At 37.5% G+C, this 20,147-nt stretch carries 18 protein-coding genes and 2 pseudogenes; 11 read left to right on the top strand and 9 right to left on the bottom strand.

Annotation, left to right across the window (positions count from 1 at the left end; all coding sequences use genetic code 11):
- On the bottom strand, positions 1 to 1,672 hold a 1,672-nt coding region (locus L654_RS0115570), incomplete at its 3' end, for a TonB-dependent receptor (protein ID WP_024608382.1).
- A gap of 690 nt (positions 1,673 to 2,362) precedes the next feature.
- On the opposite strand from L654_RS0115570, the gene L654_RS0115560 reads away from it, so the two are divergent.
- From L654_RS0115560 to L654_RS1000000127355, 7 genes and pseudogenes are all read left to right on the top strand, one after another.
- A complete protein-coding gene (locus tag L654_RS0115560) occupies positions 2,363 to 3,022 on the top strand; it encodes a hypothetical protein (protein ID WP_225305760.1) in 660 nt (219 codons plus the stop codon).
- 3 nt (positions 3,023 to 3,025) lie between these two features.
- Positions 3,026 to 3,700 (top strand): Crp/Fnr family transcriptional regulator, encoded by a 675-nt coding sequence (locus L654_RS0115555; protein ID WP_024608380.1) that lies wholly within the window; start codon positions 3,026 to 3,028, stop codon positions 3,698 to 3,700.
- 71 nt (positions 3,701 to 3,771) lie between these two features.
- A pseudogene (locus tag L654_RS01000000126190) lies at positions 3,772 to 4,178 on the top strand (hypothetical protein).
- An 84-nt stretch (positions 4,179 to 4,262) separates the two neighbouring features.
- Positions 4,263 to 4,766, top strand: a complete 504-nt coding sequence (locus tag L654_RS0115545) for an Mpo1-like protein (protein WP_002961846.1) — start codon at positions 4,263 to 4,265, stop codon at positions 4,764 to 4,766.
- Between the two features lie 60 nt (positions 4,767 to 4,826).
- The gene (locus tag L654_RS0115540) at positions 4,827 to 5,618 is read left to right on the top strand and encodes an SDR family oxidoreductase (protein WP_024608379.1); all 792 of its coding nucleotides are present in this window, start codon (positions 4,827 to 4,829) and stop codon (positions 5,616 to 5,618) included.
- A 61-nt stretch (positions 5,619 to 5,679) separates the two neighbouring features.
- Positions 5,680 to 6,273, top strand: coding sequence for a DUF2238 domain-containing protein (locus tag L654_RS0115535; RefSeq protein ID WP_024608378.1), 594 nt, complete (start codon positions 5,680 to 5,682; stop codon positions 6,271 to 6,273).
- A 52-nt stretch (positions 6,274 to 6,325) separates the two neighbouring features.
- A complete protein-coding gene (locus L654_RS1000000127355; protein ID WP_225305759.1) occupies positions 6,326 to 6,484 on the top strand; it encodes a hypothetical protein in 159 nt (52 codons plus the stop codon).
- Positions 6,485 to 6,512: 28 nt separating this feature from the next.
- Here the strand turns inward: L654_RS1000000127355 and L654_RS0115525 are convergent, their stop codons facing one another.
- The 8 genes and pseudogenes from L654_RS0115525 to L654_RS01000000126185 form a co-directional block, all read right to left on the bottom strand.
- Entirely contained in the window at positions 6,513 to 8,549 is a 2,037-nt protein-coding gene (locus L654_RS0115525; RefSeq protein ID WP_024608377.1) for a hypothetical protein, read from the bottom strand.
- A 2-nt stretch (positions 8,550 to 8,551) separates the two neighbouring features.
- A complete protein-coding gene (locus L654_RS0115520; protein ID WP_024608376.1) occupies positions 8,552 to 9,010 on the bottom strand; it encodes a hypothetical protein in 459 nt (152 codons plus the stop codon).
- The gene (locus L654_RS0115515; RefSeq protein WP_024608375.1) at positions 9,011 to 9,916 is read right to left on the bottom strand and encodes a hypothetical protein; all 906 of its coding nucleotides are present in this window, start codon (positions 9,914 to 9,916) and stop codon (positions 9,011 to 9,013) included.
- 736 nt (positions 9,917 to 10,652) lie between these two features.
- Positions 10,653 to 11,297 (bottom strand): hypothetical protein, encoded by a 645-nt coding sequence (locus tag L654_RS0115510; protein ID WP_024608374.1) that lies wholly within the window; start codon positions 11,295 to 11,297, stop codon positions 10,653 to 10,655.
- Between the two features lie 207 nt (positions 11,298 to 11,504).
- Positions 11,505 to 11,606: a transposase gene (locus L654_RS1000000127345; protein ID WP_076915516.1), complete on the bottom strand. Its 102-nt coding sequence runs from the start codon at positions 11,604 to 11,606 to the stop codon at positions 11,505 to 11,507.
- A gap of 254 nt (positions 11,607 to 11,860) precedes the next feature.
- On the bottom strand, positions 11,861 to 12,811 hold the full coding sequence (locus tag L654_RS0115505; protein ID WP_024608373.1) for a hypothetical protein: 951 nt from the start codon (positions 12,809 to 12,811) through the stop codon (positions 11,861 to 11,863).
- A 783-nt stretch (positions 12,812 to 13,594) separates the two neighbouring features.
- The gene (locus tag L654_RS0115500; protein ID WP_024608372.1) at positions 13,595 to 13,774 is read right to left on the bottom strand and encodes a DUF6435 family protein; all 180 of its coding nucleotides are present in this window, start codon (positions 13,772 to 13,774) and stop codon (positions 13,595 to 13,597) included.
- Between the two features lie 153 nt (positions 13,775 to 13,927).
- A pseudogene (locus L654_RS01000000126185) lies at positions 13,928 to 15,102 on the bottom strand (PQQ-dependent sugar dehydrogenase).
- 276 nt (positions 15,103 to 15,378) lie between these two features.
- Between L654_RS01000000126185 and L654_RS0115490 the strand changes: the two are divergent.
- The 4 genes from L654_RS0115490 to L654_RS0115475 all read left to right on the top strand — a co-directional run bounded on the left by L654_RS0115490 (position 15,379) and on the right by L654_RS0115475 (position 20,137).
- Positions 15,379 to 16,422, top strand: coding sequence for an iron-sulfur cluster-binding domain-containing protein (locus L654_RS0115490; RefSeq protein ID WP_024608371.1), 1,044 nt, complete (start codon positions 15,379 to 15,381; stop codon positions 16,420 to 16,422).
- A complete protein-coding gene (locus tag L654_RS0115485) occupies positions 16,419 to 17,471 on the top strand; it encodes an acyl-CoA desaturase (protein ID WP_024608370.1) in 1,053 nt (350 codons plus the stop codon). The genes L654_RS0115490 and L654_RS0115485 overlap by 4 nt, the downstream gene beginning before the upstream one ends.
- 199 nt (positions 17,472 to 17,670) lie before the next feature.
- Positions 17,671 to 18,672 carry a branched-chain amino acid aminotransferase gene (locus tag L654_RS0115480; RefSeq protein ID WP_257983256.1) on the top strand — a complete coding sequence of 334 codons (1,002 nt, stop codon included), beginning with the start codon at positions 17,671 to 17,673 and terminating at the stop codon, positions 18,670 to 18,672.
- 139 nt (positions 18,673 to 18,811) lie between these two features.
- Positions 18,812 to 20,137 carry an IS4 family transposase gene (locus L654_RS0115475; RefSeq protein ID WP_024607224.1) on the top strand — a complete coding sequence of 442 codons (1,326 nt, stop codon included), beginning with the start codon at positions 18,812 to 18,814 and terminating at the stop codon, positions 20,135 to 20,137.
- Positions 20,138 to 20,147 lie beyond the last annotated feature (10 nt).

Raw genomic sequence — 20,147 nt, 5'->3', positions numbered from 1 at the left:
CTGCCCAGTAACCAATTTGCGATGCGCTGCCGGTATAACCTTGGTTGAACGAGCCCGATGTATCGTAGTCGTCAAACTCAGCTAAAAAGTTTGTAGGATTTAGGTAGCCATCAGGTAGTTCGCCTGGGTTTTCGATACCCCAGTTACCCATTGTATTACGTGTAAGTGATTGCAGTGAATGGCTTTCCATAGAGCGAGACTCTATACCAAAGTCAATTGCACCGTTTTCAATTTCGTATTTACCATGGATTCTAAATTCTGTTATTTCAGACTCTTGGCGAGCAAAGTTAGAATCTAAAATAGACGTACCCACATCAGAGGCATCTAACGTGTTATTACAATTTAGGTTGTCTCGGCGGCAATCATCAAAATCGATACTCATTGATGGAAGTTCGCGGCTAAAATCAACTTCTTGTGCGTTAACTACGTTTGCGCCCAAGCCTGCGTTTACCCAGCTGCCGTAAGGTGCATCTGGTTTGCTAGTGGCTTTTGAATTGTGCGCATCAAACATAAAGCTCAATTCTGAGTTGAAATAGTACTCAACGTTTAAACCAATAGAGTCGTTTTGGTTAACTTGGTTTAGCTCTTGAAACGCTAAACCTAAATCGCGTGTTTGCTGATCGCGACGTTCTTCTCGGTAGTAAATAGGGGTTTTTACCGTGTTATCGTCAAACGTTAGCGCGCTTTTGTAGTTATCCATCCATATTGATTGCTCAGCACGGGCTTCGAACAAATCTTGCTTAGAATACGTGTAATCAAGCGTGGCTGTTAAATCGTCAATTGGGCTGTACTGCAGCGTTAATTGCGCGTTTGTACGAGTACGTTCTCTGTCGGCAATGGTGTAGCGCAAATCTGATGGCATTGAATAAAGCTGGCCAACAGCGGGTGCATTAGTTAAAACAATATCGTCTGCTGCTTGTGGGATTGTGCCGTCAAAAGCAGATGTATTCCATTGATTTACAAACGCACCTGTTGATGAGCTATCGCGCTGTTGCATGCTTGCAGTTAACGAGGCACCAAATTTAGCTTCACTGTCGGTCCAGCTAATTAAGCCCGAAAGCTCTGGTGTTATGTCATCACCAACGCGGTTTGTTGAATCGTGTAATGCTTTTACGCCAATGCTTGAAACAAAACCAGGATTGTCGAGCGGGCGAGCCGTATTAATATTAATTGTTGCGCCAATACCACCTGATGCAATGCTTGCTTTACCCGTTTTATATACTTCAACCGATTTAACGCTATCAGACGCTAAGTTTGCAAAATCAAAAGCACGAGAGCTGGGTGTACCGCCGCCTGAAGGCAATGAAGCTGCCGGCATAGTACGTCCGTTTAGGGTTACCATATTGTAGTCGGGGCCAAAACCACGAACTGTTACTTTAGAGCCTTCACCATTTGAGCGATCAATCGACACACCAGTAATACGCTGTAGCGACTCGGCTAAGTTGGTATCGGGGAATTTACCAATATCTTCAGCTGATATAGCATCTACAACACCCGCGGCGTCGCGTTTTAAACGAGTAGACTCTTTAATACTACTTTTAAAACCAGTAACTTGAATTACTTCAACATCTGTATTTGCTTCTTGTGCATATACAGGTAAAGAGATTGATGCGCCTAAAATCAGAGATAGGCTGGTCGCTATCTTTGTTTTTCTTACAATATGGTTGGACATTCGGTTTCCCTCGCACTTTTATCATTATTATTAACAGCTGTATGGGGCTGTTATTGTGTAATTATAAACATTGTCAAATGTATGGAAGCGCTTCCAGAAAAGTTCATTTAACTGAGTTTTGTGGAAGCGCTTCCAGAAATGCTAGTTTAAATTTTATATAGGGTCAACTATTGTTTTAATAAAATGAGACTAAATTGTTTTTAAAATGTATGTTTTTTAGATTTAATTTTATTTAAATTATAAATTACAGGTGGTTATAAAAAACTGTTTGAAATAGTGCTGTAACAACATTTTATTATAAGAAAACCAATTATTGATTAATTTAGTTATTTACACACTTTTATAAGGTGTTTAAATCTGCTTTTAATACAAGCTAAAATTAATAAATTGGCCGTTGGTCACTCAACTAAAAAATAGGTACATTTGCTAACTTAGCGAAAATGCCGATGTAGTGATTATGTACAACGCTATTGATGCAAACGCATCAAGCGGCGGTTCTATCTCATTTTATGAATCGGTCATTAAAAAATCAGCAATTGTTTAAAAAATCGTTAATTAAATCACTAAAAAGTAACGTAGTTTTTGCAGAAGATGGTTTAAAAATAAACTTATAAAGTATTGCGCATAAGAGTGTTGCGGGTCGCTAGTTTTATCGCTATTTTAAAGGCTCTCTCATAGATGGATTTTATTATGCGCATTAAATTTTTAGCGAGCTTTTATTCTTTCTTCTTGTTTGCACTGTTTGGTTGTGACGACCAAAGCATGGCAATGCAAGATAGCCCTCAGCTAAATAGTAATGCAAGTAACTTACCCACTGATCTCAAAGTAAACACACCTCCAGCAGCTCAAACAAACGAACCCGCCTTAGTGGTCGGTATGCTTGCAACACATTGTAAAAGTAATGAAGCAGCCTACATTAACGCAAAAATGCATAAAGTTGTGCGTAACCCAGATGAAAGTACAGCCTACAAGTTAGAGCCTACCGATAAAGTGCTTTCTATTTGTGTTGCAAAAGATGACTCATCGCTTAGTTATCGATTTGGTAGAGTTAATGATATAGGGCTTGAAAAAGAAGCTACACCAGATGCACCATTTGGTAGTTACTACAGGCAAGTAGGGCGTATTGGCGAGAGTATTTTATTTTTTAGTAACGGCGAATATCATTATTATATTATTAACTCAGGCGGTATGGGCAGCGGTGTAACCGTTAATGTTTATAAAAACGATACATTAATAACTGAGCTGTTTTCGGGTAATGATCCTTACGATGATTTTGTTATAGCAACCGATTTAAATTTCCCTAAAAAATTGGTTATCGAAAAACAGCCATTTAATAAGCAAATGCAGTAAATAATGACTCCACAGCAGCAAAACGTTATAGAGCAAGGGCATTGGTTTAAAAGCCGCAGCGCTTATTTAAAAAGCTTTTTATTAACGCAGGGCAAAACGCTCTCGCTTAAAGCTCAGCAGTCATTATTTTTGCGAGGTGATAAGCACGATGGAATTTATGCAGTGCTTAGCGGCGTGGTGCGTATTAGTGGCGTAAGTAACGAAGGCAAAGAAGCCGTACTCAGTTTTATTGATTCATCACTGTGGTTTGGCGAAGTTACCTTGTTTGATGGTGGCCTGCGCACTCACGATGTATATGCACAAACTGATGTTGTGCTTTTTTACGTGCCCCAACGCGCGCTTGAACAGCTATTAAACGAACAGCCACAATATTGGCAAGAGTTTGGTTTATTGCTGGCACAAAAGTTACGCCTAATGTTTACCTCAATGGAAGATCACGCATTACTAAGCGCTGAGCAAAAAGTATGCAATCGACTTTTAATGCTTAGCGAACATACAGAGCACTTAACACCGCTTGTTTTATCTCAGCAGCAACTTGCTGATATGACCTACCTAACGCGCCAAACTATTAATCAAATACTGCAACAGCTTGTTAGCATACAAGCTATTAGTTTGGGGTATCAACGCATAACTGTTTTAGATAAAGAAAAGTTACAGGCTCGTGCTACACAAGCTTAAATAGAGGCTGCTTTATTTAGTTGGAACCAAAATTGCTACAGATAATGTAATGCAACAATGGATTTGAGCTAATGACTACAATAACCTTTAAAAATCAATATAGTAATTATAACTCTCCAACAGTAAATAAAGCGGCAGGTTCAAGCGAAGTTGCGGCAACTAATACCCTCCCTAATGAAAAACCAAATGGTGTTAAAGGCATAAGCTCAACGCCTAAAGATCAAACGTTTTTAGAAAGTGCCCAAGAAGCGCTGGTTTATCAGCGCTTAGGTGTAAACAAAAAAAAATAGACGAGCTAAAAGCGACAATAGAAGAGCTCATTAAAGAACAGCAAAGTGAGGGCGCAGACCCTAGCGCAATTGCTGATAAAATAGAGGAACTTCAAAAAATGCTTGAGCAAGAGTATCAAAAAGGGCGCGAGCGAACGGATATGAAAGGTGAGCATGAGCCGGGTAAAATAATTTCTGCATTTGTTTAATTTACAAAATGTCGGATACCTGACATTGTTGCTGTGCTTACTTTTGCTAAAGTAAGTTTTATATATAAAAATAAAGGCAAAACAATGAAAACACTTCAACAGCAACTTGGTAAATATGGTTTGTATCATCGTTCTAAGCGTAATGTACTAACGCACTTTATTGGTATTCCGCTGATTGTATTTGCAGCGTTGTGTTTACTAGCGCGTATTCAAATCCCCCTTGGTAGCTTTGTAATTGATGGCGCACAACTTTTTGTATTAGCGTCGGTTGTTTATTATTTTATGCTGAGCTTTTCGCTTGGCTTTATTATGGCCGTGATATTCACTTTACTCCTTGTTGGTGCTCAGCCTATTGCGGCAATGGCGTTTTGGCCGTGGTTGAGTATTGGCGTAGGTGTGTTTGTATTTGGCTGGGTATTACAGTTTATTGGGCACTATTACGAAGGTAAAAAACCGGCGTTTGTAGATGACCTAATTGGTTTAATTATTGGCCCTTTGTACGTAACTGTTGAACTACTATTTTTAATGGGCTTTTACAAAACATTAGAAGATGAAGTAAACGCGATAGCAGGTCCTACAAAGGCATAAAATACTTTACTAAGTACCTTTATAAAACCTAATAAATAACAATAAAAGGGCAGATAACGCATGCAATATAATAATAAAACCGTGTGGATCACCGGGGCATCGTCAGGTATTGGTAAAGAGCTTGCTATACAATTTGCCGAGCTTGGAGCGCGCGTTATTTTATCGGCGCGCAATGTAGATAAACTAAACGATTTAAAAGCAACGCTTAAAGGCGAAGGGCACTTAGTTATGCCGCTGGACTTAGCCGAGCCAGAGCATGTACTGAGTACAATAACAGCAAAAATGAGCGAGCTTCCTGCAATTGATATTTTAATTAATAACGGCGGCGTATCGCAGCGCAGTTTATTTTTAGAAAACGATTTTAACGTGTACCGCCAATTAATGGAGGTTAATTACTTTGGTTTAATTGCACTTACTAAAGCTGTATTGCCTGCTATGGTGGCAAGGCACAGTGGCTCAATTGTGTCTATTAGTAGTGTGGCGGGTAAAGTTGGTTCAAAATTTAGAACAGGTTATTCGGGTTCTAAATATGCGGTGGTTGGTTTTATGGATTGCCTACGTGCAGAAGTAGCACAACATAACATTCATTGTTTAACAATTTGCCCAGGCTCTATTAAAACAGCAATTGCGCATAACTCACTAAACGAGCAAGGCATAGCGCAAAATAAACCAGAAGAGTCGATAGAAAATGGCATGGATGTAAGCGTAGCTGCTTCAAAAATGATTCGTGCCATTAGTAATAAAAAAGACGAAGTGATTATTGGCAAAGGTTTAAGTGGTTGGGCGCCCACAATTAAGCGCTTTTTTCCTACTTTGTTTAATCGCATTACTGCAAAAACAAACTATAGGTAGCGTCGTTTATTTCAAAGGCGTAAAATGCCGTAAATTTGATCAATTTAGAAAAGGATTCTAAATGAAGTATTTATGGCTGAGCCTGTTTTTTATTGTATTAATTTGGTCTGGTATTAACCCAAAAGATCAATTTACATGGCTGCTTGAAGTTATCCCCGCAATTATTGGTTTAGTGCTGCTAGCAAGTACCTATAGCCACTTTAAACTTACTCCTATTTTATATACATTTATTTTAGCGCATTGCATAGTGCTGATGATTGGCGGGCATTACACCTACGCCGAAGTCCCTTTGTTCGATAACCTATTTGGTAGCGAGCGTAATAACTACGACAAAGTAGGGCACTTTTTTCAAGGGTTTGTACCTGCACTACTAGCACGCGAAATTTTACTGCGCAAAAAAGTAGTAAATGGTCGAGGCTGGTTAATCGCCTTTGTTATTTCGGTATGTTTGGCATTTAGCGCGTTTTACGAATTAATAGAATGGTGGGTTGCAGTATTAAGCGGCGAAAACGCAGAAGCATTTTTAGGCACGCAAGGTTACGTGTGGGATACCCAATCAGATATGGGACTGGCGTTATTTGGGGCTATTTGCTCATTGTTAGTGCTTTCAAGAGTACACGACAAACAGCTAAAAAACGTTAAAGATTATTTATAGAAAAAGTTATATAAACGCTTATAAAAGCATTGGTAAAAAAGACTACTAACGTATGACAGTAAACACTAGTGATTACTCAATAAGCACAGACAAAAGCAAACTTAATTTTAGCGTTATTTATAACTTTATTGCTAATAGCTATTGGGCCAAAGGCATTCCTAAAAGCGTGATGCAATCGGCTATTGATAACTCAATGTGCTTTAACACATAGTTTAATAGATAAAATAAAAATTAAATTTTTATTTTATCTTAAGTTTTCGAATGATCTTACCGTCTTCTTTTTCAGACGAGAACATGTTGAAATTAACACCTTGTAATGACTCTATAATAACGGAAGATTCTTCAGATGTTGCAAGTATGACTTGCCCTCCATTATTACAAATATCCGATGCTGACTTAAGTAAAGTAGTAAAACTAAACTTATTAGCTTCTTGTTGACGAGGTTCATCAAAAACTACTAGTTTCGGATGATTAGTATCAAATTCGTTACTTAACTTAAATAAACTTAGTAAATAACTCCAAATAATTCTGATCCCATCACTTGCCGATGTATCAAAACCAATATCAAACCCTTCACGAGTAGGTAAATAAGTTTCTCTCGATATATCAAGCTTCTCAGGCTTAAAACTTGAAAAGCCATAATCGGTTAAGAGACTTCTTAAGTAAGTCTCTAATGTTTTAATTTTTTTAGTATCTTCTGGAGATAAAACACTTTCAGGTAAGTTTCGTCGCTGCTTACATAAAGATGAGTGCTTCCGATATATTGCATCTAATTCAAGCCTAAGTTCGACTAAAGACTTAATAGTATCTTTATATAATTCAACGTCATTTTCTAATTTAATTTTATATCTTAAATTCTCTTCATAAAGAGAGATGTCAGGCTGAACTACTGACTCTCTAAGTTTACGCAAGGATTTTCTTATTTCATTTAAATTTGATTTAATTGAACCTAGCTCAACAGATTTCGTTCTTTTTTGAAATTTATAACTGTCTGATACATTTTTGAATGCTTTAATTTGTTGCTTAATAAATTCAAGACTTTCATCAACACTCATAACAGAAGACGACGAATCTAAATCGATAAGGTTTTGAGAATACTCTTGACCACACGTTGGGCAGTCTGCATCATTTAGTTTCGTATTACCAAAAACATTTAGTTCACCAACTTTTTTTAAATCTTCATATTTCCGTTGATCTTCAATAAGGCTCGATATACGGATTTCCGTTGAATAAATTTGTTGATTTAAAAAGGAAATTTCAGTATCTAATTCAGTATATTTGCCATCAAACTCTCTCAATTTAAGTTCTTTTCTATCTATTTTGTCTTGAACATTATCATCTAATGTTGAACTGATAGTTTCTATTTTTTTATTAAATTCGAACAATTCATTTTCAACAGTTTCAGCGACATCTTGAATAGAAAGCCACTTATCGTTGTTTTTAACAGAAATATCGACTTTATATTGATCAAACTTTGCTTCAGGTAGCTCTGTAACACCTCGAATTTGCCCTAACACTCTAGCTGCTAATAACTCAGACTTTTTATATGTTATTCGCCATGTATTTAACGCGTAATCAATATCAACTTTTAATTTTGCCCTTTTCTTAACATTATCATTAACATCAAGGTTTAAAATGAATTCTAAGGCTCTTTTTTTTACTTCTTTGATTTTTAAAAATGTAGGTGTAGTTGATTGAATTGATGACCAGCCCTTTTTTTGTTCGATAAACCACGTAGGGAAAAATGTAGACGGATAAAGTGGAATTTCCTTACCGTCAAAATTTGGCACCAACGGAAGATTCCAACTAATAAAAGTATCCAACCATTTAAAAAAGCCTAATGGTCTAGTTGTATCACCTTCTCTATGCAAAAATAATTTTTGGTGTGAATGTTGATTTATCTCATCAATTTTTGAGTCGTATTGATGTATAATGTTCTCTTCATCAGATCCAATTATTTGTCTTGATAAAGTACTTACATCACCTGATTTATTTTCTATTTCTAATAGTACAGAGGATTTAATAATTAAATGCTCACTACCATTTTTATCTTCAATAGCTTTAGTTAATGATGGAGGGAAAGGTAACTTAGCACTCCCCAAACCTAAAGATTTCTCCATACCTAATGCATAAGCAATAGCGTTAATACACGTAGATTTTCCATGTGAATTATCTAACCTAAGAATAAACAGTCCTTTTTCAAAAGGTATATCTACGCCATAATCACCATCGATTGTTTTTGCTATAATTTTTAATCTAGATATTGATAATGCCATTACTAAACCACCTTGAAAATACGTTCAACATTGGCTTCCGTCATATATTTTTTGACAGCCATAAAATATTTTTTTTCAACTTCAAATGTTGCCGATTCATTCAATTTATTAAAGACATTATATCCACTTTCAGTTATTTCAAGCCTACCATTTGATTTAATCAGTAAAGCGTCACCAACCAACATTTCCAATACTCTATCTAGCGCAGGTTCCATTCTAATATCAGGTCTAATACCACTTGTATCGTTAATCCAATAAAGGAAATCATCCAAGTGACTTTCACTCTTACTTATCCAATTAGCGATATGTACCTTTTTTAAGCTGCATTTGTTTTTTTTATTCAAAATACCGAAGATTAAAAGAACTAATGAGGCTTTCCAAATAGGCCTTAAGTCGCTAGGAATTAGCTTTTGACGACGGGTAAATGTAAAGGGTTTATCTAGTATTTGATTAATATCCATTTAAAAATCCAAAGGGCATCTAATTAACCAATCAGCAATAACCCCCCATTTAATTTTCTCTAAATCGGCACCTTTAAAAGATTTTACTTCTTCAATTATATTGTTATGAAGCTTTAGCATTTCATCTTTAATTACTTGCCCAGGTAAAATATCATCAGTTTCAATAATAAAACGCTCTATTAAGCTATCTTCTCTATCTTGAATACAATTAGAAACGGATCCATAAATATCACTCCATTCTAATTTAAGTTGATCCATTAAGTTCTGATAGTCTAAATACTTTTGTATTATATATCCTTTAATATGGAGCATTCTATCTTGGTTTTCTTCTATTTTTGGCAGCTTTAAATCAAGCTTAGCTAAAAAATCAATATTGTCGCTAATCCAGGAAGCCGCATCACCAACACTAGCGCTATTAAAATCAAAAGCTATTTGGTAAGCCTCTTTTCTTAAATGGCTAACTTCATTAGGGTAGTCATATTCCGTATGCACTAATATTTCAAAATCATCACTGACATAAGAAAGCCCTAACTCTCTAACTTCTATAGATTTTTGAGCGCAAAACTGTGCTAGAGCCGCAGAGTCATTAGCTGAAGTTGCTAAAATCCAACGATCCATAACTCTTTGACCAAATAATTTTTTAAGCTCATCAACATTGGTATGTGTAAATTTTTTAATGTCTGCATTAATTTTTTTTCGCTGAGCTTCAACTAATTTTTTTACATCTGAGGTTTGTTCTGGCAAGTAACATTGAAAAACATGTCCAGATAAACTAAAACATTCGATACCGAAATCACCTATATGCTTATCCGGCACATCTCTGTAATTAGCGGGTAAATAATGAAGCCTGACAATGTCTTTGAAGTAGTTTTCCCAATCTTTTGGGCTATTTTTTGGATCTAACAAATTATAGTCGCATCTAATTCCTTGATAATTTAGTTTATAGTTAATGTTTTATTATGTAAATGCCTTATATATTACAAACTCAATTAGTCGTCTACTTAAATTAAATAAACAAAGCTGTGATAGTAAATTTACTATTGTGACTAAAAAGTTCAATTTTTTAGTTGCGTATTACGAAAGAAGAAATTTAGGATGGGTGTCACTATAATTCTCCATTGAGGGTTACGATGCCCATAAGACCATACCGCATGTTTTGCATCTTTTTGTATAACAAGCTTAAACTAGACAGCTACTCCAAATAAATAAAGTCAATCCACCTAGATTCTAATTACAAATCCATAAACTCACGCAGTATTTACGTGGCTGGGGACACTATTACCTAATAGCCAACGCTTATCAGTTAACGGTGGATTTAGATCATTGGATCCGCCGTAGNCTGGCGGCAATGGCGCTCTTTCCAAAGGAATAGCGCGCACGAAAGTACGCAGTTTAATAAAGCTGGGTGTTAGCGAACGACTCGCATAGCCTGTGGTATCACCAGCAAAGGCCCTTGTCGAAGCTCAAAAACAAAAGGAATTAACATTGCGGTAGGCAATGACTATTTAGCGTCACAAGGTTTAGTTTCATTGAGAGATATTTGGATCAATACTCATTATGGGAGATGAACCGCCCGTTGCGGACCCACATGATGAGTGGTGTGGGGGCTGGAGGTTAGAGACCTCCGGCTACCCGATTAGGGCTACATTCCCATGCCAAAGGATCTTGTGGGTCTTGGTGCAGGTGGCTCCGGTTTTATATCCAATGTCTGAGATAAAACTTTAACATTGTCAAAAGGCACCATATTTAACCCTCCATCATCGGAAACATTTAATATAAATCCACCACAACCTTCTGATGTGGATTTAGTGACTGTTTCAATAAATGACAAATACTCTTTAAGTTCTTCATGATTTAGCCCTAAATCATGTTCTCCACCAACAATAGCGGAGCAAAACTTATCTAACGGGTAGTATCGTTCAATCTTATTATGAATAGTACTGTAATGGACAAACCCTAATCCACTTTCTAAACCATATCCGAGAAAGTGGGACTTATTACTTAGAGTCAATGCCCTTTCATTTATTGGATTATTAAGGCATTTATTGAGTAGTTTTTTTGCATCTTTTTTAAGTTCAGTACTTATTTTTTCGATGTTTCTTTTAAATTCGAAAATGAAGCTTTTACCTGACCAATTTACAAATAAATCATTTAGTTTTTGCTCGTCAGGTGTTTGTTGTACAAGTTGAACTGCTTTATCACTTAATCCATTATTTGTTTTTGCAGCTTGGAACCCAAGCGCAAAGATAAAATTACCAATATATACATTTTCGTATGGTTGCTTCACGGAGTTTCCTTGATGCCTAACGAGCCTGTAGATTAACTCGTTTTTTATTTATGAATCAACCATAGCTGAGTTCCTATTTGGGTTCAATCTATTACTGTGTTTTTCATAGAATATAAAAAGCTGGTTTGGTATTGTTTTAATTGTCGTTTTGGAATAAATTGCGGGTGTTTTAGTGGCTTTTATTTAGGGTAAAAGGGCTTATCTTTCTTAATACATCGTGTTTTGCAGCTTTTCTATATTATGAACAAGGCAATACAGTTGCCATTGCGTGTTCACTTTCGTTTGACCCCGTAAGGTCAATTTATTCATGCCTTTATTCGCTGTAATGTTCCGCTTTTACCTAAAGGAAGCCAGGTTCAAGGTAATTAAGATGGGTGTCAACCTAATTTCGTTACATCCTGCTTGTTTTTTGCACTAAATAAAGGCTAGCCTCTAACTTCGAAAAGTGCAAAATTTAGGATGGGTGTCTTGTTAATTTTGTTCATCGCCTAATCCTTAAACTCTTGATAGAGTAAATTATGATAGGCAGTTACACAAAATTAAAAATTAGTTACACCCTCCGATTAGCTGTCGTTTTTATTTATCACATTTCTTATCGTCTTAGCTTTTCTTTCCATAAAACTAGATTTTAACATAGTAAAGTGATCAATATCGGTCCCAGCAGTAATACCAGAACAACGTTGTTCCTCTAACATCACATCTAAAATATCTACACAAGCATGCTTAATAGTCTCAAGCATTGATTCTATGCTTATACCTATAGATCTACCACCTTTTACATATTCAAGTCCATTAATCACAACTATATCTAAACCACCCATTTTGTAGGTGGTTACTTCACTATTACTCACATACGACCCATAAAACTCTGAATCAAATCCGTTAATTACGTCATCTACAGATAAGTCTAATAAATGACAAAACAGTGAACGATTTAACAAGCGACCTCGGCTGTCATCGATATACAAATAAGGAAAAGAGAAATGTTCATTATCTAAAATAGATAACGGTGCATAAGATCTCGCCATGTGGTTGTGTTTTATATAATTATTCAGCACAAAAATCTCATGATTTTTTCCAATGAAAAATGGAGTCATCGCCGACATGTATTTTGATTTACATTTTTCATAGAAATCAAAGCAGTACAACTCAGGACAGTTCGTAATGCCAACTTTATACTTTTTCATCAATTGTTCGATTAATTCAACATTATTCTTATCTATAGCCTTATAACTAATTTTACATTCTGGCTTGATTAATCCAATACATTGTTGGAGAACCCAAGTATGATAATACTCTATAAGAGTAGAAAACCCATTTATCAAAAAATCAATGTTGTAATCGAAATCAACTGAGTCCACATACCAAGTATCTCTTGGTTTATCTAACTCAGCTTCAATGACTTTAGATATTGTTTTTATCTTTTTTATCTGATATTTAAGGGAAAGATTAACATTACTAACAATTTCAAACGTATTTTCTATATTATTTCTTTCTCTTGGTAATAAAATCATACTTATATATCCATAATACTCTGAGATAGACAGCTAACACTTTAGTATTTATGCAACACGCAGTTTGTGTTGCATAATCGCTTGTTGGACTGAGGCGCTACCTGCTCGGTGTGTCAGAGTTGGTGTTGTTTATGCTATGGACTTTACTTATAAAGAAAGGCTTTTTATGATCTAACCGATACTAGCCAATTTCATTGACGTGTATATCGTATCTAAGCTATCCCTGCGCTACTAAGCGTTTATTATGTCCATATTAAACCTAATGTTTAACTGTTAAGCAATGATATTTTCACCATGCACAGTCGCTACTAGCCTGATCAATTAAGCAGGTTAACTCATTGATTCTATTAAGCAGGCTAGCCCGCTAACTCGTTCGCCCTGTTGTAAGAATTGCTGTTTCCGATGCTGACACACCAATAAATCGTAAAATGCCAACCTTGTAAATCATTTAATATTCACTAAAAAACGGCTGCAATAACGTAAGTAACCGCTTTAAGTACACTTGTTTGTGTAAGCATATTATAAAAGGTGGTTTACGGATGGTGGAAGTTGTAAAAACGAGGTTATGAGCTATTTACTAAACGCGTCTTCCTTCTTTTAAAACAGGGCAGACACGATGTTTATACCAATCGACTTAAATATTTAGCCTTTCTAGCGTGCTAAATAAAGCGTTAACGGCATTATAAATTTCTCATGTAGAATAACTACATGTCGTAATTTATGCCTTGTTATCACTCTATTTATCCGTCGCTATAAATGTCTAATAACTTAACACGATTGGTATTATTTGGCTTTTTTAGCCTCTAGCGCTTCTATTTCACTCCAAATTTTTTCGGCTTCTGCACTTAACATGGCAAAGCTTTTAATGTCGCCTTTTCTTTGTGCCTGCATGCCTTGCTCTAGCTTTACGTCGTATTCTTTACGCAGTTTTTTTACGGGGTCAGGCTTTAAAAATGAAAACATTAGTATTCTCTTAATTTATTAAATTATATGTAATTAGTGTACGCATTAATGGGCTTAATAGTTCTTTGTTTGGTGAAAATGTTTACTTTGTGCTTTTAAAGCGCAAAGTAAACACGGTGTAATTATTAACGTACTGTGTGCTAGTTCTAGTGTTTACGTTTCTGGCTCCAGGCGTTTAATACCTTGGCCATCAATACCTAAATAAATAAAACCATCGCTGCCTTGGGCTAGGCTGCGTACTCTGCCAATTCCATCGAGTATTTTATATTGCTTAACAACCTTACCCTTTGAGAGTTCCAGTGCGCTAATAAATGCAAATTTCATTGATGCTAATAATAGCTTACCTTTAAGCTTTGGGTATTTATCACTCGTTACATACAACATATCGGAAGGGGCAATAGAAGGGGTCCAATGTAATACGGGCGATTGCATGCCGTCTTTTTCTTTAAGGTCTGTAAACTTGGTACCGCTGTAGTTAACGCCATAACTTACTAAAGGCCATCCGTAGTTAGCGCCTTTTTTTATTATATTAAGCTCATCGCCGCCGCGTGGCCCGTGTTCGTGAGACCATAAAATATTATTTTGATTATCAAACCACATGCCTTGTGGGTTACGGTGCCCATAAGACCATACCGCATGCTTTGCATCTTTTTGTTTAACAAACGGATTATCACTTGGGATATTACCATTTTCGTGTAAGCGATAAATTTTACCGCCGTCACGGGTGAGATCTTGTGGGTTTATGTCGCGAGAGCCGCGATCGCCAATTGAAAAATAAACATAACCTTCATCATCAAACACAATACNCTGCCGTAGTGCTGGCCTTTAGTGCTGTTATGCTCGCCTTTGTATAGCAATTGTTGATCAGATAACTGCGTGTGATCGTCACTTAGCTTAGCGCGCATTAAGGCGGTGTTACTGCCGCTTCCTTTGCCCTCACTACTTGAGTAACTAAAGTATAGCCATTGGTTTTGCTTACTATCGGTGTGTAGTGATAAATCAAGTAATCCACCTTGGCCATTAGCGTCAATGTCGGGCAGCCCAGAGACCTCAGTTAATTTAGTGGTATTTTTAGGTAATAAAAATAACGCTCCACTGCGCTCAGATATTAACAAGTCACCATTAGCTAGAGGCTCAATAGCCCAAGGTATAACCACACCTTCTGCCGCTGTTATTGCGTTAACGCTAAGCGCTAAAGTATCGACCTGTTTATAGTTTTTTACGTAATCGCTTTTTGCATGCGCGGGTGCGTTAGTAGCAAATATAGCAATGGCTAGGCCTGCACTTATTAGTTTAGGGAGTGTGTTATGTGACATTAAATTTATCATTATGGCTTCCAAAATTAATCCAATCTTACATAACCTTAACATGGCATAAATAAATTTGTTAAGCGTTGAGTTGAATGAAAAACACACACACTTATATTTTATACGATGACCTTTTAACAGAAAGTTGTTTTAGCAACTAGCGCTAATAAAAAATTGAATAATTACTCTACTGGGGTTGAAAATTAAAAATTTCAGCGTACACTTGTGCGCTGAAGTTTGAGCGTACACGTGTAAGTTCAAACGTTAAGTATTTTACGACCCAAGAGATTAATAGTGATGATAATTAAAGTATTAAACCAATTTTCAAAATGGTTTTTACACCATCAAAGTTTTGCAGGCTACATAGAGCCAATAATGCAGGTATTTAAACCTGCATGGCGTGCAGGGCAGTTTAGAGCGCAAGTAGTTAATACGACGGTGCTTAATAGTGGCTTTTTAAGTGTGCAGCTTAAGCCAAGCAAACAATGGCAGGCGCATACGTCAGGGCAGCATATAAGTTTAACGCTTGAAATTAATGGGCGATTATTAACACGCGTTTTTACCGTGGCTTCAAGCGCTCAGCAATTTAAAAATACTGGGTTAGTGCGCTTACTAATCAAAACAAATGTGCAAGGGCGCTTTACAGGCTTACTAAGCAGTGCATTAAAAGCGGGTTTATGGTGCAATATTTCTGCGCCAAACGGCGACTTTGTATTTAAAAATACACATACACCGGCTACTTTTGTTGCCGGTGGGTCGGGTATAACACCTATGCTGGCTATGCTTGATGATTACTTAAGCCAAACTACGCAAAAAGTGTCGTTGGTGTATTACGCAAAAGCTACTGAGCATCAATGTGTTGATGAGCTGAGTGAGTTTGCGGCGCAATTTGAGCATTTTTCGTTTTTATTATTAACGCGTGAGCAATCAAGCGATATAACCAGCAATATTAAGCCGTGGGAAAACCCAGACATTTACTGCTGTGGCCCTGCAGCATTTATGCAAACGGTGAGCGATTTTGCTAAAACGCATAAGCTAAATTACTACCAAGAGGCCTTTGGTTTGGCGCTGCCTACCTTAAACGACGACAGCCAATTTAATGTAAAAATTAACGCCAGTGCCCATGTTGTATCGGGCAACGATGTTTTATTGACTCAGTTTGAAGAAAAAAAGCTACCCGTTAAACGCGGTTGCGGTATTGGTATTTGCCATCAATGCCAATGTATTAAAAAGTCAGGCGTGGTACGTAATTTAAAAACAGGTGAATTGAGTGACAACGGCGAGCAATTAATCCAACTTTGCGTAAGCCAACCTGTTAGTGATTTGGAGTTACAATTATGAAAAACATTAACTATGACATGCTCGCGAGCGAGCTAGATGCCATTAAAATGGATACCCTTGGCAAAGTTGGCCAACAAGATGCTGACTACATTCGCTCTGTTGTGCGCAAACAGCGAGTGTGTGAATGGAGCGGGCGAATTTTGCTAATGCTTGGCTTTATTCAGCCATTATTGTGGGTTGCAGGTGTGTTGCTATTAGCGCTTGCTAAAATTTTAGACAATATGGAAATTGGCCACAATGTAATGCATGGTCAATACGATTGGATGAACGACAAGCAACTTAACTCACAACATTATGAGTGGGACATAGCGTGCGACGGGCAAAGTTGGCACCGCGTTCATAACTTTGAGCACCATACATATACTAATATTATTGGTAAAGACAGAGACTTTGGTTATGGCTTGTTGCGTTTAAGCGATGATTTTAAGTGGCGTTTTAAAAATGTATGGCAGTTTTTTACGTATATTAATTTAAGTGTGTTATTTCAGTGGGGCGTGTCGTATCACGAGTTAGCTGCAGAGCGTGTTTTTATTGGTAAAAAGAAAGAAAACCGTGAAGGTCTTGTATCACACTCTACATTAAAGCAGCGCTTTTTTAGTAAAGGCGCTCGCCAGTTAATTAAAGATTATGCGATATTTCCGCTACTTGCAGGGCCTTTATTTTTATGGGTATTGGCCGGTAATTTAGTAGCCAACTTAATCCGTAATTTATGGACATCGACCATAATATTTTGTGGTCACTTTACTGAAGAAACGCAAACTTTTAAACAAGAAGACTGCGTAAACGAAACCCAAGGGCAGTGGTATTACCGCCAAGTACTGGGCTCGTCTAATATTAAAGGGCCGCATTGGTTTCATGTTTTAACAGGGCATTTGAGCTGCCAAATAGAGCATCATTTATTCCCTGATATGCCGTCTTCGCGCTATCAAGAAGTTGCACCTCAAGTACAAGCTGTTTTGAAAAAACATGGTGTTGATTATCATACGGGTGGTTTTTTTAAACAGTATACCTCGGTGTTAAAACGTATTATTAGATATTCGTTTAAATAAACATGTTTTAATTAACGAATGAAAAAATCGGTCTGTGTAACTGCACTGACCGATTTTTTGTTTATTGCACTCAATACGGTTGATTAGTAAACAGCACTTGCAAAAATTTCTCATAGTTAATTAAAAAAGCCTTACTTTAGCTATGGTTAAATAGCGTGTGATTGTCATACAATGGAGGAAAATAGACCACACAAGAGAGATTAAAATGGCCGCATTTGGTACCGTGTTTATGCCGCAGATGATTCAAGCTCGTTTTTCTGATAATAAATGGAGCGAAAGCTCAATTGTCCCTTCCGATAAACTTGAACTTCATGCTGGTGCGCACGTTCTTCATTATTCAAGTACATGTTTTGAAGGCTTAAAAGCCTTTCGCCATGAAGATGGTTCTGTTTATCTTTTTAGAATGGATGCAAACATTGCACGCATGCAACAAAGCTCAGCGCTATTAAGCTTACCGAGTTTTGACAGTGATATGCTAAAAACGATGATTATCGATATTATGCGTGAATACGCAGATGAAACGCCATTACCACCGGGCTCTATGTATATTCGCCCAACGCACATTGGTACTGAGGCTGCAATTGGTAAAGCGGCTGCGCCATCAATGAGCTCACTTTTATACACGTTACTATCGCCAGTAGGTGATTACTTTGCCGGTGGTGCAACTGCACTGCGTGTATTACTTGAAGAAGATGGTATGCGCTGCGCTCCGCACATGGGTATGGTAAAAAGTGGTGGTAACTACGCCAGTGCTCTAGCACCTATTAGTGCTGCACGAACTAAGTATCAAGCAGATCAAATTTTATTTTGCCCAGGTGGCGACGTACAAGAAACCGGTGCTGCTAACTTTATACTTATTGATGGCAACGAAATTATTACTAAAGCGCTTGATAGCACGTTTTTACACGGTGTAACGCGTAATAGTATTTTAACCATTGCAAAAGATTTAGGTATGACGGTAAGCGAGCGTAACTTTAGCGTTACTGAGCTACTAGAGCGTGCTGCTAAACCAGGTACTGAAGCGGCGCTTTCGGGCACTGCAGCTGTACTAACTGCTGTGGGTACATTTATTCATAACGATAAAGAATACAAAGTAGGTACTGGCGAGCCAGGCCCAACTACTGCGCGCCTTCGCCAAGCATTGAACGATATTCAATGGGGTAAAAGTGAAGACAAGCACGGCTGGTTAACTAAAATCTAATTATAGATTTAATAGCAACTCGCATTAAAAAGCCACCTAATCGGTTAATGCCGATCAGTTAAGAAATATTTAACGATCCATTGACCGATCTTCTGGTTAGTTTATAAAGGCTTCTGAATTTATTCAGGAGCCTTTTATTTTGCAACTCACTACCGCACTTTCTCTAGCCAATAGCTACGCACCCAATTCAGAAGGCTTAGGTCAACTGAGTGATTTTTTATGCCCTGAGTTTATCAAACAATGCGCAGAAACCGCAGGTGTCGCGACGATAAGGAAAAGAAGGCTTCCTGTTGAGATGGCCGTTTGGACAGTCATTTGTATGTCGTTTTATCGTGAAGACCCACTGTGGAGTATTGTCAGTAAATTAGGGCTCGCTTTACCAGGTAAAAAAGAACTCGTTGCGCCCAGCGCGGTTGTACAGGCTAGGCAGCGGCTTGGGGCTGATGCCGTTAAACAGGTTTTTGAGCAAAGTCAGCAAATGTGGAATGCTGATGCGAACCATCCCACATGGTGCGGGCTATCACTACTGGGTGTTGATGGTGTCATTTGGCGCACACCGGATACTGCTGAAAATCAACATGCATTCTCCATGTGGAAAAATCAGTATGGTGACACGGCCTTCCCTCAGGTTCGCATGGTGTGTTTGATGGAGTTAACTAGTCATTTATTAATGGGGAGCGCCTTTGATAGTTGTCGTACAAGTGAAATGGTGTTGGCTGAAGACTTAATCGAGGCAACACCCGATAACTCACTGACGTTATTTGATAGAGGCTTCTATTCTCTAGGCTTACTCAATCGTTGGCATCATGCTGGGGTAAATAGGCATTGGCTTCAACCGATGAGAAAAGGCACGCAATATGAAATTGTTCGCTCTCTAGGTCGTCAAGACAAACTCATCAAGCTAAAAGCAACAGCACAAGCGAGAAAAAAGTTCGACGATTTACCAGAGAGCATTGAAGTTAGGCTAGTCACAAAAACGGTTAAGGGGAAAGAGGTGAATATACTCACTTCATTAACAGACCCAATGCGTTTCCCTAAGGCTGAAATTGTTGACCTCTATAGTGATCGGTGGGAAATTGAACTTGGTTATCGAGAAATGAAACAAACCTTACTGAATAGTCACTTTACGCTACGCAGCAAGAAACCTGAGATGATAGCGCAAGAATTATGGGGCGTAATGTTGAGCTATAACTTGCTCCGATACCAGATGGTGAAAATGGCGCAGAAAAAATCTGGAATATATGCAAAACACCTGAGTTTTACGACGTGTGCTATTAGTATTATTAACCTTATTCATACAATGTTTATAGAAAATGCAGGACGGATACCTAAATCAATAGAGCAATTACAAGCTCAAGTTGAACATCACATATTGCCGATAAAACGGGAGCGGGCGTATCCGAGGTGTGTGAAACCAAAACCCAGTAAATACCCCAATAAAAAAAGCCAGTCAGCTGTTAACTGACTGGCATTAA

It is taken from the genome of Pseudoalteromonas sp. TAB23, assembly GCF_000498075.1.
GTDB lineage: Bacteria > Pseudomonadota > Gammaproteobacteria > Enterobacterales > Alteromonadaceae > Pseudoalteromonas > Pseudoalteromonas arctica.
The sequence above is the reverse complement of the archived record's forward strand: the minus strand, read 5'-3'. Positions and strand labels throughout refer to the sequence as shown.

Bases quoted from the DNA above. Each gene is read 5' to 3' on its own strand.
- L654_RS1000000127355 (WP_225305759.1), top strand. From the start codon at position 6,326: ATGACAGTAAACACTAGTGATTACTCAATAAGCACAGACAAAAGCAAA.
- L654_RS0115525 (WP_024608377.1), bottom strand. From the start codon at position 8,549: ATGGCATTATCAATATCTAGATTAAAAATTATAGCAAAAACAATCGAT.
- L654_RS1000000127345 (WP_076915516.1), bottom strand. From the start codon at position 11,606: ATGAATAAATTGACCTTACGGGGTCAAACGAAAGTGAACACGCAATGG.
- L654_RS0115560 (WP_225305760.1), top strand. From the start codon at position 2,363: ATGCGCATTAAATTTTTAGCGAGCTTTTATTCTTTCTTCTTGTTTGCA.
- L654_RS0115490 (WP_024608371.1), top strand. From the start codon at position 15,379: ATGATAATTAAAGTATTAAACCAATTTTCAAAATGGTTTTTACACCAT.
- L654_RS0115520 (WP_024608376.1), bottom strand. From the start codon at position 9,010: ATGGATATTAATCAAATACTAGATAAACCCTTTACATTTACCCGTCGT.
- L654_RS0115545 (WP_002961846.1), top strand. From the start codon at position 4,263: ATGAAAACACTTCAACAGCAACTTGGTAAATATGGTTTGTATCATCGT.
- L654_RS0115505 (WP_024608373.1), bottom strand. From the start codon at position 12,811: ATGATTTTATTACCAAGAGAAAGAAATAATATAGAAAATACGTTTGAA.
- L654_RS0115540 (WP_024608379.1), top strand. From the start codon at position 4,827: ATGCAATATAATAATAAAACCGTGTGGATCACCGGGGCATCGTCAGGT.
- L654_RS0115535 (WP_024608378.1), top strand. From the start codon at position 5,680: ATGAAGTATTTATGGCTGAGCCTGTTTTTTATTGTATTAATTTGGTCT.
- L654_RS0115485 (WP_024608370.1), top strand. From the start codon at position 16,419: ATGAAAAACATTAACTATGACATGCTCGCGAGCGAGCTAGATGCCATT.
- L654_RS0115555 (WP_024608380.1), top strand. From the start codon at position 3,026: ATGACTCCACAGCAGCAAAACGTTATAGAGCAAGGGCATTGGTTTAAA.
- L654_RS0115500 (WP_024608372.1), bottom strand. From the start codon at position 13,774: ATGTTTTCATTTTTAAAGCCTGACCCCGTAAAAAAACTGCGTAAAGAA.